General features: G+C 53.5%; 14 protein-coding genes. 1 reads left to right on the top strand and 13 read right to left on the bottom strand.

What is annotated here, in order from left to right:
* Positions 1–115: 115 nt before the first annotated feature.
* On the bottom strand, positions 116–601 hold the full coding sequence (locus ACN28R_RS18780) for an Lrp/AsnC family transcriptional regulator (RefSeq protein ID WP_095835187.1): 486 nt from the start codon (positions 599–601) through the stop codon (positions 116–118).
* A 145-nt stretch (positions 602–746) separates the two neighbouring features.
* On the opposite strand from ACN28R_RS18780, the gene ACN28R_RS18775 reads away from it, so the two are divergent.
* Positions 747–1,706: a DMT family transporter gene (locus ACN28R_RS18775; RefSeq protein WP_053085515.1), complete on the top strand. Its 960-nt coding sequence runs from the start codon at positions 747–749 to the stop codon at positions 1,704–1,706.
* A 25-nt stretch (positions 1,707–1,731) separates the two neighbouring features.
* Here the strand turns inward: ACN28R_RS18775 and ACN28R_RS18770 are convergent, their stop codons facing one another.
* The 12 genes from ACN28R_RS18770 to pstS form a co-directional block, all read right to left on the bottom strand.
* Entirely contained in the window at positions 1,732–2,661 is a 930-nt protein-coding gene (locus tag ACN28R_RS18770; RefSeq protein WP_048636818.1) for a LysR family transcriptional regulator, read from the bottom strand.
* 123 nt (positions 2,662–2,784) lie between these two features.
* The gene (locus tag ACN28R_RS18765) at positions 2,785–4,221 is read right to left on the bottom strand and encodes a M20 family metallopeptidase (RefSeq protein WP_095835186.1); all 1,437 of its coding nucleotides are present in this window, start codon (positions 4,219–4,221) and stop codon (positions 2,785–2,787) included.
* Between the two features lie 98 nt (positions 4,222–4,319).
* Positions 4,320–5,192: an ATP-binding cassette domain-containing protein gene (locus ACN28R_RS18760; protein ID WP_095835185.1), complete on the bottom strand. Its 873-nt coding sequence runs from the start codon at positions 5,190–5,192 to the stop codon at positions 4,320–4,322.
* Positions 5,189–6,184 (bottom strand): ABC transporter ATP-binding protein, encoded by a 996-nt coding sequence (locus ACN28R_RS18755; RefSeq protein WP_048636815.1) that lies wholly within the window; start codon positions 6,182–6,184, stop codon positions 5,189–5,191. Before ACN28R_RS18755 ends, ACN28R_RS18760 begins: the two co-directional genes overlap by 4 nt.
* Positions 6,185–6,194: 10 nt before the next feature.
* A complete protein-coding gene (locus ACN28R_RS18750) occupies positions 6,195–7,127 on the bottom strand; it encodes an ABC transporter permease (protein ID WP_095835184.1) in 933 nt (310 codons plus the stop codon).
* Between the two features lie 9 nt (positions 7,128–7,136).
* Positions 7,137–8,054, bottom strand: coding sequence for an ABC transporter permease (locus tag ACN28R_RS18745; protein WP_048636813.1), 918 nt, complete (start codon positions 8,052–8,054; stop codon positions 7,137–7,139).
* A 66-nt stretch (positions 8,055–8,120) separates the two neighbouring features.
* Positions 8,121–9,650: an ABC transporter substrate-binding protein gene (locus ACN28R_RS18740; protein ID WP_095835183.1), complete on the bottom strand. Its 1,530-nt coding sequence runs from the start codon at positions 9,648–9,650 to the stop codon at positions 8,121–8,123.
* Between the two features lie 432 nt (positions 9,651–10,082).
* The gene (phoU, locus tag ACN28R_RS18735) at positions 10,083–10,814 is read right to left on the bottom strand and encodes a phosphate signaling complex protein PhoU (RefSeq protein ID WP_048636811.1); all 732 of its coding nucleotides are present in this window, start codon (positions 10,812–10,814) and stop codon (positions 10,083–10,085) included.
* A 14-nt stretch (positions 10,815–10,828) separates the two neighbouring features.
* Complete coding sequence (pstB, locus tag ACN28R_RS18730; RefSeq protein ID WP_048636810.1) at positions 10,829–11,605, bottom strand: phosphate ABC transporter ATP-binding protein PstB; 777 nt, start codon at positions 11,603–11,605, stop codon at positions 10,829–10,831.
* A gap of 50 nt (positions 11,606–11,655) precedes the next feature.
* Complete coding sequence (gene pstA / locus ACN28R_RS18725) at positions 11,656–12,543, bottom strand: phosphate ABC transporter permease PstA (protein ID WP_095835182.1); 888 nt, start codon at positions 12,541–12,543, stop codon at positions 11,656–11,658.
* The gene (gene pstC, locus ACN28R_RS18720) at positions 12,540–13,502 is read right to left on the bottom strand and encodes a phosphate ABC transporter permease PstC (protein WP_048636808.1); all 963 of its coding nucleotides are present in this window, start codon (positions 13,500–13,502) and stop codon (positions 12,540–12,542) included. The genes pstA and pstC overlap by 4 nt, the downstream gene beginning before the upstream one ends.
* A gap of 183 nt (positions 13,503–13,685) precedes the next feature.
* Positions 13,686–14,726, bottom strand: a complete 1,041-nt coding sequence (gene pstS / locus ACN28R_RS18715) for a phosphate ABC transporter substrate-binding protein PstS (RefSeq protein ID WP_048636807.1) — start codon at positions 14,724–14,726, stop codon at positions 13,686–13,688.
* Positions 14,727–15,017: the final 291 nt, after the last annotated feature.

Raw genomic sequence — 15,017 nt, 5'->3', positions numbered from 1 at the left:
TAAATTGCTAAATTAATTATTATTTATCATAAAAATTTCTCTAAAAACCAATAATGATCTTTTGGGTTGCGAAAAAATCACACATAACGAAATAAAATTAACACTCTATTGCTTCCTATGGCAAAAACATCCCTTCCGGCGGCAAAGGCAGGGCGGTCTTATAGCGCACCTGCTTAAGCGCAAAGCTGGAGCGGATATTGGCCACGCCGGGAATACGGGTCAGATGGTTGAGGATAAAATGCTCTATCTCATTGATATTTTTAACCAACACCCGCAGAAGATAATCGGCGTCTCCGGTCATCAGGTAGCATTCCATCACCTCCGGCCGCTCGGAAATGGCCTGTTCAAAGCGTTGCAAAACCTCTTCTATCTGCCGATCAAGGCTGACGTGAATAAACACGTTCACATGTAACCCCAGCCGCTCCGGCGACAGCAGCGTCACCTGCTGACGGATAAGCCCGAGTTCCTCCAGCGTCTTCACCCGGTTGAAACAGGGCGTGGTGGAAAGATTGACCGCTTTCGCCAATTCAACATGCGTGACTTTCGCATTTTCCTGCAATTTATTGAGGATACTGATATCGGTTTTATCCAGTTTGCGCATAAAAGAAAACCTTTACTGTTAATAATAAATCGGCTGGAAAAATTACCCTGCGAACCCAAATATCACGATTAATAAGGGAAAAAATTTCCGCCTGAAAAATAATAGACTGGTGTTTATCCAGTAATTGGCGAACAGAAAATATAAAATGATTTCTCCCTCATTAAGAAATAAGAAAATAATCTGGCTGAAAGATAAATCCGCTACGGCATTACCATTGCGTCAGGTCGGGGGAATCATTCTGCTTTTACTGGCGATCGTTGTTTGGGGCGCCAACTGGCCGGTAATGAAACTCGGGCTGGAACACATTACGCCGCTTTGGTTCTCCGCATTGCGTTTTGCGCTTGGCGGGCTGTGCCTGTTCTTTATCCAGGTGGTCACAGGCACGCTGAAACTGCCTCAACGTCGTGATGTTCCCCTGCTGTTCAGCGTCGGCCTGTTGCAGATGCTGACGTTCACCGCGCTGGGCGCCATCGCCATGACCGAGATCCCCGCCGGCCGCTCCGCGATTCTGGCCTACACCACGCCATTGTGGGTTCTGCCGGGGGCGATTCTGCTGTTCAGACAGCGCGTCACCCGTCAGGAATTGATCGGCACGCTGTTGGGTATCGCCGGCGTCGCCATCCTGTTTAATCCGTTGACGCTGGACTGGACGGACACCAAAGCGCTGCAGGCCAATACCCTGCTGCTGATCGCATCATTCTGCTGGGCCATCTGTATCCTGCATCTGCGTCATCACCGCGGCGCATCCAGCGCCTATCATCTGGCGCCCTGGCAGATGCTGATCGCCACCGTCCCGCTGATCATCATCGCCTGGTATAAAGAGGGGCCGTACACCGGCGATAATTCGCTGCGTTTCTGGGAGATTTCGCTGTTTGTCGGGCCGCTCGCCACGGCTTTCTGTTTCTGCGCCGTCAATGCAGCCAGCCAGTGGATCTCCAGCACCAGCATGGCTTCTTCCATGCTGGGCGTGCCGGTAGTCGGGCTGTTTATCTCGATCCTGTTTCTCAACGAATCCCTGAGCGCCGGGCTGATTGTCGGCGTCGTCGCCATCATCGCCGGGATGCTGGTAGTCACCTTGAATAAGCCGCGTCCCAGAGCGGACTGAAAATCTGCTAATGTCTCAGGGGTCATCACCCCTGAAAAGGATATTCCTGCCGAAACAGCGCGTCCTGCGTTTCCAGCTCGTGGCGCAGAAAGGCAAAAAAATCCTCCATCACCTTGGTTGCCGGTTTCCCCACCTCGGTCTGAATTTGCAACATCCGCTGCCCCAATTGATCCATCTTGATGGACTTCACCTGCAAACCGTCGCGTTTGGCGCTATACAGCACGGAAAAGTGGCTGCATATGACAATAGCGTCCGGCGTATCCAGCAAGAAGGCGTACAGCGTTGAAAAATGGTTACAGGTAAACACCGGATCGATGAAAACCCCTTTCATCCGGCATGAGAGATCAAATAGCTGACGCACGGTAGCCGCCTGATCGGGCAGTACGATCGGATAGGTGCTCAAATCGTCAAGCTGGAAATCTCTTGCGGCCAGCGGATGGTCGGCCTGCATCACGGCCAGAAACGGGGCGGGAAAAGAGGCGATCACCTGAACGCCGTGTTCCGGCGCCAGACTGAACTTCAACGCCACATCGCTCTCGCCGTTACGAATCAGATCGGGAACCTGTCTGGCGCTGCCGACCGTCAGTATAAAGTTGACCTCGGCGCACTGCCGCCGAAACTTCGCCATCAGCGTCGGCAGCAGATTAAACCCGATGCCGTCGGTACACACCACCCGGATAGTGGTCTGACGGGCGGACTTCATCCCTTCAATTTCAGCAACGGCCAGTTCCATGTCCGCCATGCTGCGCCGGACATGATTCTCCAGAATATGTCCGGCGTCATTCAGCACCATGCCTCTGGCATGCCGCTCAAACAGCGGGACGCCCAGGCGCGCCTCCAGCCGCTGGATCTGTCTGCTGATGGCTGAAACGGCGACAAATAGCTGCTGACTGGCCGCGCTCAGCGACCCGGTGCTGGCCACCGCCATAAAGTAACGAATTTCATTGCTATGCATTGTCTCTCACACATGTGGTGTAACCATGAATCATCAAAAGAAGCCCGTATCGCCCATGATACCGGCTATACGGAAAGAGTAAGCAAAACACAGACACGTCATTCGTCGCGTCATTTATCCAGTCTAGACTGTTGCTGCTGGTTGCCGCGCTTTCATCTGTGAACGACGATGCGCCACATCCGCCCCTTGCTCGGCCAGATCCCAGAACAGACCGGTCATGATTTTAAGCGCTTGCAGCGTCATATCAGCCAGAATATGCTCATTGGGCGCATGCTGCGAACAGGCGGGGTATGAGTGCGGCACCCACAGCGTCGGCAAGCCCAGCGTTTCCGAGAAACAGGCATTCGGCAATCCGCCGCCGAAGTTCGGCAGCACCGCGGCCTTGGCGCCGGCGGATCGGGTAATCGACGCCTTCCCCCATTCCACCCACAAATCGTTGGGATCGAGCCGGGTAGCGGCGTAATTGCTGATGGCGTTAACGATCTCCACGTCTTCAAATCCGTTGGCGTCCAGGTGACGGCGGATATGTTGACCGAAGTTCTCCACGTCGCTGCCCAGCACATAGCGCATATGGCAATTTGCTTTGGCGCTCGGCGGAATAGCGTGTGCCGGTTTGTCGGGATTACCGGTGACAAAGGCCAGCACATCCAGCGTATTCCAGCCATAAAGTTTCTCCGCCGCCGTCAGTCCTGGCTCGCCCCAACCGGGATCGATGGCCGGATCCGTCGCTCCGCCGCCCAGTTCGATATCGGCAAGAATACGACGCATGGTCTCGGATATCGCCGGCGGACGCAAACCCGGCACCAAAATACGGCCGTGCGCGTCCACCATACTGGCAAGCGCGTGGGACAAACGGATGCCGGGATTGCTCAACAGTCCGCCCCAGTTCCCCGAATGGTGCGCGCCTTCACGCAGATTCACCCGCAGTTCAAAATTGAACACGCCGCGCGATCCCAGGAACAGAGTGGGACGGGCGGCGGATATCCGCGGCCCATCGGAGGCGATAAATAGATCGGCGGCCAGCCAGTCGCGGTATTGCTCGCAAATTTCGTTCAACCCTGGCGAACCATCCTCTTCGCCCATCTCCAGAATGATTTTCACGTTGTAGCCAAGCTGGCCGTTGCGCGCCTGCAAAACCTGCTCCAGCGCCGCCAGATTAATGGAATGCTGCCCTTTGTTGTCAGCGGTGCCGCGCCCATACCAGAGGTTGCCGTCCTGAATCAGCTGCCACGGCGATAATCCCTCGCGCCATTGGTCATCGTAACCCCGTACCACATCGCCATGACCATAGGTCAACAGCGTCAGCGCAGCCTCCGGCTCCAGGCGCCGCGCCAGCAAAAAAGGCCCTTTGCCGCTGATGGGGTTATCCGCCAGCAAACACTCAAAGCCCATGGCCTTAAGCACCGGGATCATTTCATCCGTCAGGTAGGACATCAGAACGGGTCCGCTGCCGGCATCCTGACTCTCCGTCCGATATGCCACCCTGCGCGCCAGGGTTTCCTTGAATGTTCCTGAAGCAAAATAATCGACGGTTGCCTGGATCGTCTCTTCACGCGTCATATTCTGTCTGTCCTCATTTTCTCTAATATTCGTTAATCAACAGCATTGCCCCTTGGGCGTAATGCCGATCGTCTAAGAAACGAGATCCCGGGTATCGGTTAACACTGTTCGATATCCGGAATGCCCAGTCCCGGCTCCGGCGTCAGCACCGAAGCCAGCAGCGATTTGGTATAAGGGTGCTGCGGCGAGTGAAAAATCTGCTCGCGCGTTCCCTGTTCGACAATCGTTCCCTTCTGCATCACCGCCACATGGTCGACCAGATGCTCCACCACCGACAGGTTGTGGCTGATAAGCAGGTAAGTCAGCCCAAACTCCTGTTTCAGCGCCAGCAGCAGATTGAGAATTTGCGCCTGAACCGACACGTCCAATGCCGATGTCGGCTCATCGCAGATCAGAATGTCAGGCCGCATAATCAGCGCGCGGGCAATGGCCACCCGCTGACGCTGGCCGCCGGACAGTTGACCGGGATACTGGCTGTGCGTACGGGCGGGCATGCCGACCACATCAAGCATTTCTTTTACGCGCGCTTTACGCTCTTCAGGCGTGCCGATACCGTGCAGACGCAACGCGACTTCCACGATATCGGCGACGGAACGGCGCGGGTTCAGCGATGAATAGGGATCCTGAAAGATTGGCTGAATGCGGGACGCCATCTCCTTACGGTTGCCGGAATCAATTTCACGGCCTTCAATCAGTACGTTGCCGGAAGTCGGCGGCAGCAAACCCAGCAGCATTTTCGCCAGCGTACTTTTTCCGCATCCCGACTCCCCGACCAACCCCAGCGTTTCTCCCCGCCGGATACGCAAGGAAACCTCATTCACCGCCCGGATTTCACCCGCACGGGAGAATAAGCCGCGATTAAGGCGAAAAACCCGCGATAAGGAACACAGCTCCAGCGCAATATCATCATTACCCGGAATATGCGTCGGCAGCGCGGCAGGCGCGACCTCATGGTTTACGCTCTGATTCATGCAACCTCCGCATTCCGCACCGGTAATGCCCGAATGCAACGCACCGCGTGCTGGTCCGTTACCTCGACATAAGGCGTTTCCTGGTTACAGGCATCCGTACAATAGGCGCAACGATTACTAAACGCGCAGCCCTGTTGTACGCCAACCAGACTGGGAACAACGCCGGGGATGGCGTTCAACGGCTGCCCCGGTACGGTTTTCCCCTGAATGGGAATACAGTCGAGCAGCGCCTGGGTATAGGGGTGTTGGGGATGGTTAAATAGCGTCATCACCGGCGCGGTTTCGACGATTTTCCCGGCATACATCACCGCCACCCGATCGGCAATACGCGCCACGACGCCCAGATCGTGAGTAATGAAAATCACCGCCATGCCGAACTCCTGTTGCAGCTCACGCAGCATGCGCAGGATCTGCGCCTGAATGGTGACATCCAGCGCGGTGGTCGGCTCATCGGCGATAATCAGCTCCGGTTCGCACATCAGCGACATGGCGATCATGATGCGCTGCCGCAGGCCGCCGGAAAGCTGATGCGGGTACTGATTCAGACGATCGGCCGCCATGGGGATGCCCACGCGTTCCATCAGGTAAACCGCCCGATCGCGCGCCTGCGACTGGGAAACGTTGCGATGGGCCAACAGCGTCTCGCATAGCTGGTTGCCCAGCGTGTAGGAGGGATTGAGCGACGTCATCGGCTCCTGAAAAATCATCGACATCTTATCGCCGCGCAGCGCGGTAATTTCCCGTTTTTTCAACGACTGTAGCTCGGTGCCTTTAAAGAGAATATGATCCGCGGTGCGCACCGCCTTGCGCGGCAGCAGGTCCATCAGCGCCAGCGACGTCATGGATTTACCACAGCCGGACTCGCCCACCAGACACAACATTTCCCCGCGCCGTACCGAGAAATCCAGTCCGCGTACCGCATGCAGCGTACCTCGGGCAGTCGGCAGATCGACGCGCAGATTTTTTACATCCAGCAAAATGTCATTATTCATGGCCACTTCCTCAGTTACGTCCGTCCAGCGCGGTAACGTCGCGCAGGCCGTCTCCCACCAGATTGATCCCCAGCACGAGGATAGCCAGCACCACGCCCGGGATCAGGATGACCCAGGGTTGAAAGAACATGTACGCCTTGCCTTCCGCCACCATCAGTCCCCATGACGGCATCGGCGGCTGTACGCCCAGCCCGAGGAAAGAGAGCGTGGCTTCCAGCAGAATGGCATGGGCAATTTCCAGCGTCGCCACCACCGTCAGCGGACCAAGCAAATTGGGCAGAATTTCCCGTAGCATAATGAACAGCGAAGAGGCTCCCAGCGTCTTGGCCGCGGCGATAAACTCCGCTTCGCGCAGCTGCCGGGTGACCGAGCGGGAAACAATCAGGAAGCGATCCCACAGCAGCAACCCCAGCAGCAGGATCACCACTTTTACCGAGCCTCCCACCAGCGAGGCCGTCGCCAGCGCCACCAGAATGATGGGCATGGATAAGCGAACCGTCAGAATATAGCTGACCACCGCATCCACCCGGCCGCCGAAATAGCCCGCCAGCACGCCCAGCGTGATGCCGATAAACCCGGCCACCAGCACGGAAACCAGCCCGATGGTTAACGACACCCGGGCGCCGAACAGTAGCCGGCTCAGATAATCGCGCCCCAGTTTGTCCGTTCCCAAGATGTATTCCCAACTGCCTTTCTCATGCCATACCGGCGGGATCAGACGCTGGCTCACATCCTGCGCGTAGGGATCGTGCGGGCTGATTAATGGCGCGAAGATCGCCGCCAGCACAATAACCGCCAGAACAATCAGGCCGAACGTCATACTGTGATGACCGAGGATACTGCGAACCCAGCGCCGCCAGGGGGCCGGCTCCGGAATCAATCCCGATTCAGGCATCATCGGTTTGGCCGCCAGCGTGGAAGAGAGTGATGAAGACGTTTTCATAGAGGCTCCCTATGAGCTACGCAGACGCGGATCAAGAGCCGCATTAAGGACATCAGCCAGGAATGTCAGCCCGATATAAAACACCGAGATAATCAGTACAATGGCCTGCACAACAGGAAAATCGTTGCGGGAGATGGAATCCCATGCCAGTTGCCCCAATCCCTGCAAGGCAAATACCGACTCAATCACCACCGATCCCCCCAACATAAAGCCCAGTTCAACCGTCGCCAGCGCCACCACGGGAATGATGGCGTTGCGCAGACCATGCTTGACGATCACCTTGAAAGAACTCAGCCCCTTGGCCCGCGCGGTACGGATATAGTCCGAACCCAGCACGTCCAGCATGCCGGAGCGCGTCAGACGCATCAGCGACGGCATGGCGTAGTAGCCAAGCGCGATTGCCGGTAATACGAAGTTCTGCCAACTGCTGTTCCCCGCCACCGGCAACCACCTCAAGCCCACGGCAAAGATGACTATCAGCAACAGGGCAAACCAGAAATTCGGCATAGCCTGACCGATTACGGAAACGAAAATGGAACATCTGTCGATCCAGGTATCGCGAAATACCGCCGCCAGCACCCCAAGCGGAATAGCCACCACCAGCGCCAGCAGCAGGGAAACCGCCCCCAGCTTCAGGGTGACGGGCATTCTCTGGCCGACCAGCTCCATGACCGTGTTCTCAAAATAGAACGAGCGGCCGAAATCAAGATGCAAAGCCGACCACATCCAGTGCATAAACTGCGTGGTCAATGGCTGATCCAGCCCATACTGCACCCGGATACGTTCAACAACCTCGGCCGTTGCCTCCGGTCCGGCAATAGCCGCCGCTAAATCGCCGGAAAGATGCAAGAGAGAGAAACTGACTACCGCCACGGTAAACAGCACCGCCAGCGCGACCAGAAGCCGATGTAAGATATAGATAATCATGAGCGGTTCCTCATTCTCACCAGATGTCTGCGGGAACCGGTATCGCTACCGATCCCCGGCAGCTTGTTACTTCCAGCTCGCCATGGCGAAACGTGGCAATTCATCCGGCCAACTGTCAAAGTTCAAATCGGAGGTAAAGGCGTAATTGGTTGAATAGGAAAACAGCGGCGCCAGATAAGCCTGGGAAGAAATTCGCCCCAGCAAATCCGCATACATGGCGCTACGTTGTTTGGTATCAATGGTTTCATCCGCTTTGGTCAGCTGGCTGGTGACTTCCGCGTCTTTCCATATGTCATCACCCTTGCCGCCGAAATAAGGCGTAACGAAGGCGGAAGCATCGTTAATGGAAAAAGATCCCCAGGTACGAACCGCCATCGGCGCTTTACCGGAAATCAGATCGGCGGCCAGCACCGGATACTGCACATAGTGCAAGCGCGCGCGAATCCCCACTTTACGCAAATCGCCGATAATCGCTTCGGCATAATCGCGCTCACGATAGGCCCAGATATCGGTATCGAAACCATTGGGATAACCCGCTTCCGCCAGCAGCTGCTTGGCTTTTTCCGGGTCGTACTCATACTTAATCACTTTGCTGGTGTTGCAGGCCGCCTGAGTATAGAAACAGGCGGAATAGACCGGCTGGCTGCCGCCGCGCACCAGATTATCAACCATTCCCTGACGGTTAATGGCGTAGTTCACCGCCTGACGGACGCGCAGATCCTTAAACGGCTCGCCACCCGGTCCGGAAGCATTGGTGTTCAGCGCCAGGAAGCCGATTCTCATGGTTTCGCCGCTTTTTACTGAGATGTTCGGCATGCTTTCCAGCGAAGTCATCTGATCGGCGGGAACCCGCCAGATCCAGTCAACCTGACCGGTCATCAATTGCGCCAGACGGGTTTCCGGATCGCGGATCACCACAAACTGCAATTTGCCGATTTTCGGCTGACCGATCGGGCTGTCTTTAAAGTAATCGGGATTTTTCTCCATAGAGATGCCCTGCGCCGGGGTCACGCTGGTGATCTTATAAGGGCCGGTGCCGATCGGCGCTCTACTGAAGCCGGCCAGCTTAACTTGCTGATAGTATTTGGCAGGAAAGATCGGCGTCGGGCCGGATAAATATTCCAGCGCCGCCGGGAAAGGCTTTTTCAGCAGCAGTCTTACCGTGTAGTCATCAACTTTTTCAGCTGTCTTAATCCAGTCAACGCTCTGTGGAACCACTGAATCCGCTGCGCCGGCGATATCATTGAAGGTGTAAACCACATCATCGGCGGTAAAATCATCGCCGTTATGAAACTTGACGCCTTTACGCAAATGCAAAACCAGTATTTCCGGCGAATCCCACTCCCATGACGTAGCCAACAGAGGTTCATATTCACCGGTTTTGGGATCGCGATAGACAAGCCTGTCCCAGACCAGGTTGGAAATAATTACGCCTTCGCGCATGTTATTATGATAAGGACTAATATTTTCTACCTCGTTATCCGAGGCATAAACCAAAGTATCATTCTGTTTGCCCGCATAACTATAAGATGCGCACCCAATCAGTAATGCAGATAAAGCATATTGTTGTATCCGTCTTGCCAGGGAACGAGTCATGCTATTTCTCCATGTCGGTAATGAATAAATTAAATAGCCACCATGTATGCCCAATAAATTTCAGGGTGCAGGAAATCGACAACAGAACGACGAGTTGACTGACCATCGGCTGTCTTGCGCTAAGTAATTTAAATAAGTCAACACACCTGCAACGTGAAAGATGACAGGGATATTCATTGCAAGAGTGAAGCCAACAGCGGGTTTATAACCTTACTGATTTTAGGTAAGAGATTTCTAAAAATAAGAAACCGTAGACGTGGCATGCACTATTTTTGAATACTGCGGGGAATAAATTAAATGCGCTATTTTACCTATAAGGATTTCATCTAGACCGTTAGCGCGGTAATAGTGCACAAGTGTTCTTTTTTTGCACTATTAAAAAGCAAAACGCCCCGCAAAAGCAGGGCGTTTTAATATAAGCCGAGGATAGCGTTATTCCTCTTCTTTATTATCTTTCTCGACCAGCAGTTTTTCCAGCGCATCGCCGCCCAGGTGGCGAAAATCCTGCCCTTTGACGAAATAGAAAATAAATTCGCAGATATTCTGGCAGCGGTCGCCAATACGCTCGATGGAACGAGCGCAGAACAGCGCCGTCAGCACGCTTGGAATCGTGCGGGAGTCTTCCATCATGTACGTCATCAACTGACGTACAATGCCTTCGTACTCTTTATCCACCTTTTTATCTTCGCGATAGATACGCACGGCTTCATCCAGATCCATGCGGGCAAACGCATCCAGCACATCATGCAGCATTTGCACCGTATGACGCCCCAACGATTCCAGGCTGACCAGTAACGGCTGATGCTGATGGGAGAATTTCTCCAGCGCGGTGCGGCAGATTTTATCCGCCACATCGCCGATACGTTCCAGTTCGGAAATCGTTTTGATGATCGCCATCACCAGACGCAAATCGCTGGCGGTCGGCTGGCGTTTAGCGATGATGCGCACGCAGGCTTCATCAATGGTCACTTCCATCATGTTGACCTTGGCGTCCGCTTCAACCACGCGCTGCGCCAATTCAGCATCCTGATTGTGCATCGCGGTGATGGCGTCGGTTAGCTGCTGCTCCACCAGCCCACCCATGGTTAGCACCTGGGTACGGATGTTTTCCAACTCGGCATTAAACTGCCCGGAAATGTGTTTATTCAGATTCAAATTATCCATGATGCTTCCCGTAATCAACCGTAACGGCCGGTGATGTAATCTTCAGTCTGTTTCTGCCGTGGCGCAGTAAACAGCGTGTCAGTATCGCTGAATTCGATCAGTTCACCCAGATACATAAATGCAGTGTAGTCCGAACAACGTGCAGCCTGCTGCATATTGTGGGTGACGATCACCACGGTGTAATCATTCTTCAGTTCAGAAATCAGCTCTTCAATTCTGCCGGTAGAGATTGGGTCAAGGGCGGAGCAGGGCTCATCCAGCAGCAATACATCCGGACGAATGGCGATGCCTCGCGCAATGCATAGACGCTGCTGCTGACCACCAGACAAACTGTAACCGCTCTGGTGCAGTTTATCTTTGGTTTCGTGCCATAGCGCGGCTTTGGTTAACGCCCATTCCACCCGTTCATCCATATCCGCCCGCGACAGCTTCTCAAACAACCGCACGCCGAAGGCAATGTTGTCGTAAATGGACATCGGAAACGGCGTCGGCTTCTGGAATACCATTCCTACCTTGGCCCTGAGCAGTGAGATATCCTTTCTATCACTCAGAATATTATCGCCATCAAGCAGAATCTCACCCTCGGCTCGCTGTTCCGGATAGAGCTGATACATCTTGTTCAGGGTACGCAGCAGCGTCGATTTACCGCAGCCCGAAGGACCGATAAAAGCAGTAACCTGATTGGTGGCGATATCCAGCGTGATGTCTTTCAACGCATGGAATTTCCCATAAAAGAAATTCAGATTACGAACCTGGATCTTACTGGTGGATGTCTCAGTAGCCATACTCATTAAGACTTCTCTCTTTTACACGGATGCCGCGAAGCAGCATCTTAAATTTATTAGTGTTTCTTGGCGGAAAAAATAACGCGCGCCAGAATATTCAGCAGCAGGACACACAGGGTAATCAGCAACACCCCGGCCCAGGCCAATTGCTGCCACTCAACAAACGGACTCATGGCAAACTTGAATATGGTCACTGGCAGGTTAGCAATCGGATGCATAAGATCCGTGCTCCAGAACTGATTGGACAGCGACGTAAACAGCAACGGCGCGGTTTCCCCGGCGATACGCGCTATCGCCAGTAAAATCCCCGTCATAATGCCGGAAATAGACGCTTTCAATGTGATGGCGGAAATCATCTTCCATTTCGGCGTGCCTAACGCGTACGCCGCTTCACGCAGGCTATCCGGCACCAGCTTGAGCATATTTTCCGTAGTGCGGATAACGATAGGCACCTGCAGCAGAGCCAGCGCAATCACCCCGGCCCAACCGGAGAAATGCTCCATTTTCGCCACCACCAGGGTATAGACGAAAAGCCCGACCACGATTGATGGCGCCGACAGCAGGATATCGTTAATAAAGCGGATAACTTCGGCAATAAACGATTTCCGGCCGTACTCGGCCAGATAGATACCGGCCATGATGCCAAGCGGCGTGCCGAAAATGGTCGCCCACAGGATTAACAGACCGCTGCCGACAATGGCGTTTGCCAACCCGCCGCCTTCGCTGTTTGGCGGCGGCGTCATTTCGGTAAATAACGCCAGCGACATCCCGTCAAACCCTTTGCTAACGGTTGAAAACAGGATCCAAATCAGCCAGAAAAGGCCGAAAGCCATGGTAATCATGGATAAACACAGGGCGATACGGTTTTTCTGACGCCGCCAGGCCTGCATTTTTTGCCGTGAGCGCAACAGTTGCGCTTCTTGTTCCACGCCTAATGTCGTCATGAGCGAGCCCCCTCGTTCTGAGTCAGTCGCATAATCATCAACTTAGAGCACGCCAGAACAATAAAGGTAATAACAAACAGGATCAGACCCAGTTCCATCAGCGCCGCGGTGTGCAGACCGGATTCCGCCTCGGCGAATTCGTTCGCCAACGCCGACGTAATACTGTTGCCGGGCATATACAGCGATGCGCTATCCAGTTGGTAGGTATTCCCGATAATAAAGGTTACCGCCATGGTTTCTCCCAACGCACGGCCTAATCCCAACATAATGCCGCCAATCACCCCATTTTTGGTGTAAGGCAGAACGATACGCCAGATAACCTCCCAGGTCGTACAGCCGATACCATAAGCGGATTCTTTCATCATCACCGGCGTTTGTTCAAAGACATCGCGCATCACCGCCGCAATATAAGGAATGATCATGATGGCCAGAATCACCCCCGCGGCCAGAATGCCGATACCAAATGCCGGGCCTGAGAACAACGATCCCAAAATTGGAATGCCGGACAGCACATTGCCTACTGGCTGCTGAAAATATTTGGCGAATAACGGCGCAAAAACAAACAACCCCCACATACCGTAAACAATACTGGGGATCGCGGCTAGCAGTTCGATGGCTACACCCAAAGGGCGTTTCAGCCACCCCGGAGCCAGTTCAGTTAGAAACAGCGCAATACCAAAACTGATGGGTATCGCGATAATCAGAGCAATCAGTGAGGTAACAACGGTGCCGTAGATCGGTACCAGCGCGCCAAACTGCTCGGCGGGAGCATCCCAGTTTTTCGTCCACAGAAAGGAAAAACCGAATTTTTCGATGCTGGGCCAGGAAGCCACAATTAGGGAAACAATAATGCCCCCTAATAACAGTAGCGTCACCAGCGCGGCCAATTTCACCAGCGCACCAAAAATGATGTCGCCATGCTTTCCGGGGGCTTTGATCGTTGGCTTGTACTCAGCCATGTGTCTCTCTTCTTAATTTAACGATGCTTGATAACAAACAAAAGCGCAGCGAAGGATGGAGAGTCATGATCTCCCCATCCCTTTATCCTGCTGCGCTCAGCGAGATAACCTTGCTACCAAACACAAGGAACGTAGTACAATTTTAGTACACTTACTCTTAATCCAATATTTTTCTAATTATATTTAATACAATGCCTTACCACTGCTATCCTTCACATTGGTTTTCCAAGCGGCGCGAATCTGTTCAACCACTTCGGTCGGCAGAATAGCATAATCCAGCGCTGTAGCCTCAGAACCGCCCTTCTCATAAGCCCAGTCAAAGAATTTCAGCACTTCCGTACCTTGCTCAGCTTTCGGCTGTGTTTTTTGCACCAGGATGAAAGTCGTTGAGGTGATAGGCCATGCATCATCGCCTTTCTGGTTCGTCAGATCTTGAGCGAAAGATTTGCTCCAGTCTGCGCCCTTGGCCGCATTACTGAAAGTCGTTCCTGTCGGGCTGACGACTTTACCGTCTGCGGAAAGCAGTTTGGTGTAAGCCAGGTTATTCTGCTTCGCGTAAGCATACTCAACGTAGCCAATGGAACCGGGAAGACGCTGAACGAATGCGGCGATGCCATCGTTACCTTTACCGCCCAGACCGGTCGGCCAGTTAACCGTAGAGCCGGAACCGATTTTTTCCTTCCATTCCGGGTTTACTTTCGCCAGATAGCTGGTGAACACAAAAGAAGTACCGGAACCATCGGCACGACGCACTACGGCAATATCCTGATCCGGCAGCTTAGCATTAGGATTCAGTTTGGTAATGGCTGGGTCGTTCCATTTTTTGATTTTACCCAGGTAGATATCACCCAGGGTTTTACCGTCCAGCGTTAGATCGCCGGATTTGATGCCAGGAATATTCACCGCCAGCACCACACCGCCGATAACGGTCGGGAACTGGAACAAGCCATCTTCCGCCAGCTTGGCGTCAGTCAGCGGCGCATCGGTCGCACCGAAATCAACGGTTTTAGCAAGAATCTGTTTTACACCACCTGAAGATCCGATACCTTGATAGTTAACTTTATTACCGGTTTCTTTCTGATAGGAGTCAGCCCATTTGGCATAGACCGGTGCGGGGAATGTCGCACCAGCGCCAGTAAGGTTAGTAGCGGCAAAAGCGGAAACCGCCGTCAGAGAAAACGTTGCCGCAACAATACTGGCAATAGTGGTACGCATAAGTTTCATAATCCCTCCTGTGGGATACCAAAAGTATTGTCGACCCGAAGTCGTGATTAATCAGAGTGTAGTTTGCAGGAGGAAAAATAGGACAGTTGAGTGACAGTAAAATGTACGAAATGTGACAGTTTTATGACGGAGTAAGAAAACACTACCGCTGTAAGGAAGAAAAGCACGTTACCAATAACTCAAAAAGAGCGCTCAACGAATAAAGAAAACAAAACCATCATTTATTATCAATAAAATAGATAAAAAAACCCAGTAAAATCCACGTCAGCCAATCACTGATTTCTGGCTGAC

It is taken from the genome of Brenneria goodwinii, from assembly GCF_002291445.1.
Lineage (GTDB): Bacteria > Pseudomonadota > Gammaproteobacteria > Enterobacterales > Enterobacteriaceae > Brenneria > Brenneria goodwinii.
The sequence above is the reverse complement of the archived record's forward strand: the minus strand, read 5'-3'. Positions and strand labels throughout refer to the sequence as shown.

Excerpts from the sequence above, each read along its gene's own strand:
- ACN28R_RS18780 (WP_095835187.1), bottom strand. The coding sequence starts at position 601 with ATGCGCAAACTGGATAAAACCGATATCAGTATCCTCAATAAATTGCAG.
- ACN28R_RS18775 (WP_053085515.1), top strand. The coding sequence starts at position 747 with ATGATTTCTCCCTCATTAAGAAATAAGAAAATAATCTGGCTGAAAGAT.
- ACN28R_RS18770 (WP_048636818.1), bottom strand. The coding sequence starts at position 2,661 with ATGCATAGCAATGAAATTCGTTACTTTATGGCGGTGGCCAGCACCGGG.
- ACN28R_RS18765 (WP_095835186.1), bottom strand. The coding sequence starts at position 4,221 with ATGACGCGTGAAGAGACGATCCAGGCAACCGTCGATTATTTTGCTTCA.
- ACN28R_RS18760 (WP_095835185.1), bottom strand. The coding sequence starts at position 5,192 with ATGAATCAGAGCGTAAACCATGAGGTCGCGCCTGCCGCGCTGCCGACG.
- ACN28R_RS18755 (WP_048636815.1), bottom strand. The coding sequence starts at position 6,184 with ATGAATAATGACATTTTGCTGGATGTAAAAAATCTGCGCGTCGATCTG.
- ACN28R_RS18750 (WP_095835184.1), bottom strand. The coding sequence starts at position 7,127 with ATGAAAACGTCTTCATCACTCTCTTCCACGCTGGCGGCCAAACCGATG.
- ACN28R_RS18745 (WP_048636813.1), bottom strand. The coding sequence starts at position 8,054 with ATGATTATCTATATCTTACATCGGCTTCTGGTCGCGCTGGCGGTGCTG.
- ACN28R_RS18740 (WP_095835183.1), bottom strand. The coding sequence starts at position 9,650 with ATGACTCGTTCCCTGGCAAGACGGATACAACAATATGCTTTATCTGCA.
- phoU (WP_048636811.1), bottom strand. The coding sequence starts at position 10,814 with ATGGATAATTTGAATCTGAATAAACACATTTCCGGGCAGTTTAATGCC.
- pstB (WP_048636810.1), bottom strand. The coding sequence starts at position 11,605 with ATGAGTATGGCTACTGAGACATCCACCAGTAAGATCCAGGTTCGTAAT.
- pstA (WP_095835182.1), bottom strand. The coding sequence starts at position 12,543 with ATGACGACATTAGGCGTGGAACAAGAAGCGCAACTGTTGCGCTCACGG.
- pstC (WP_048636808.1), bottom strand. The coding sequence starts at position 13,502 with ATGGCTGAGTACAAGCCAACGATCAAAGCCCCCGGAAAGCATGGCGAC.
- pstS (WP_048636807.1), bottom strand. The coding sequence starts at position 14,726 with ATGAAACTTATGCGTACCACTATTGCCAGTATTGTTGCGGCAACGTTT.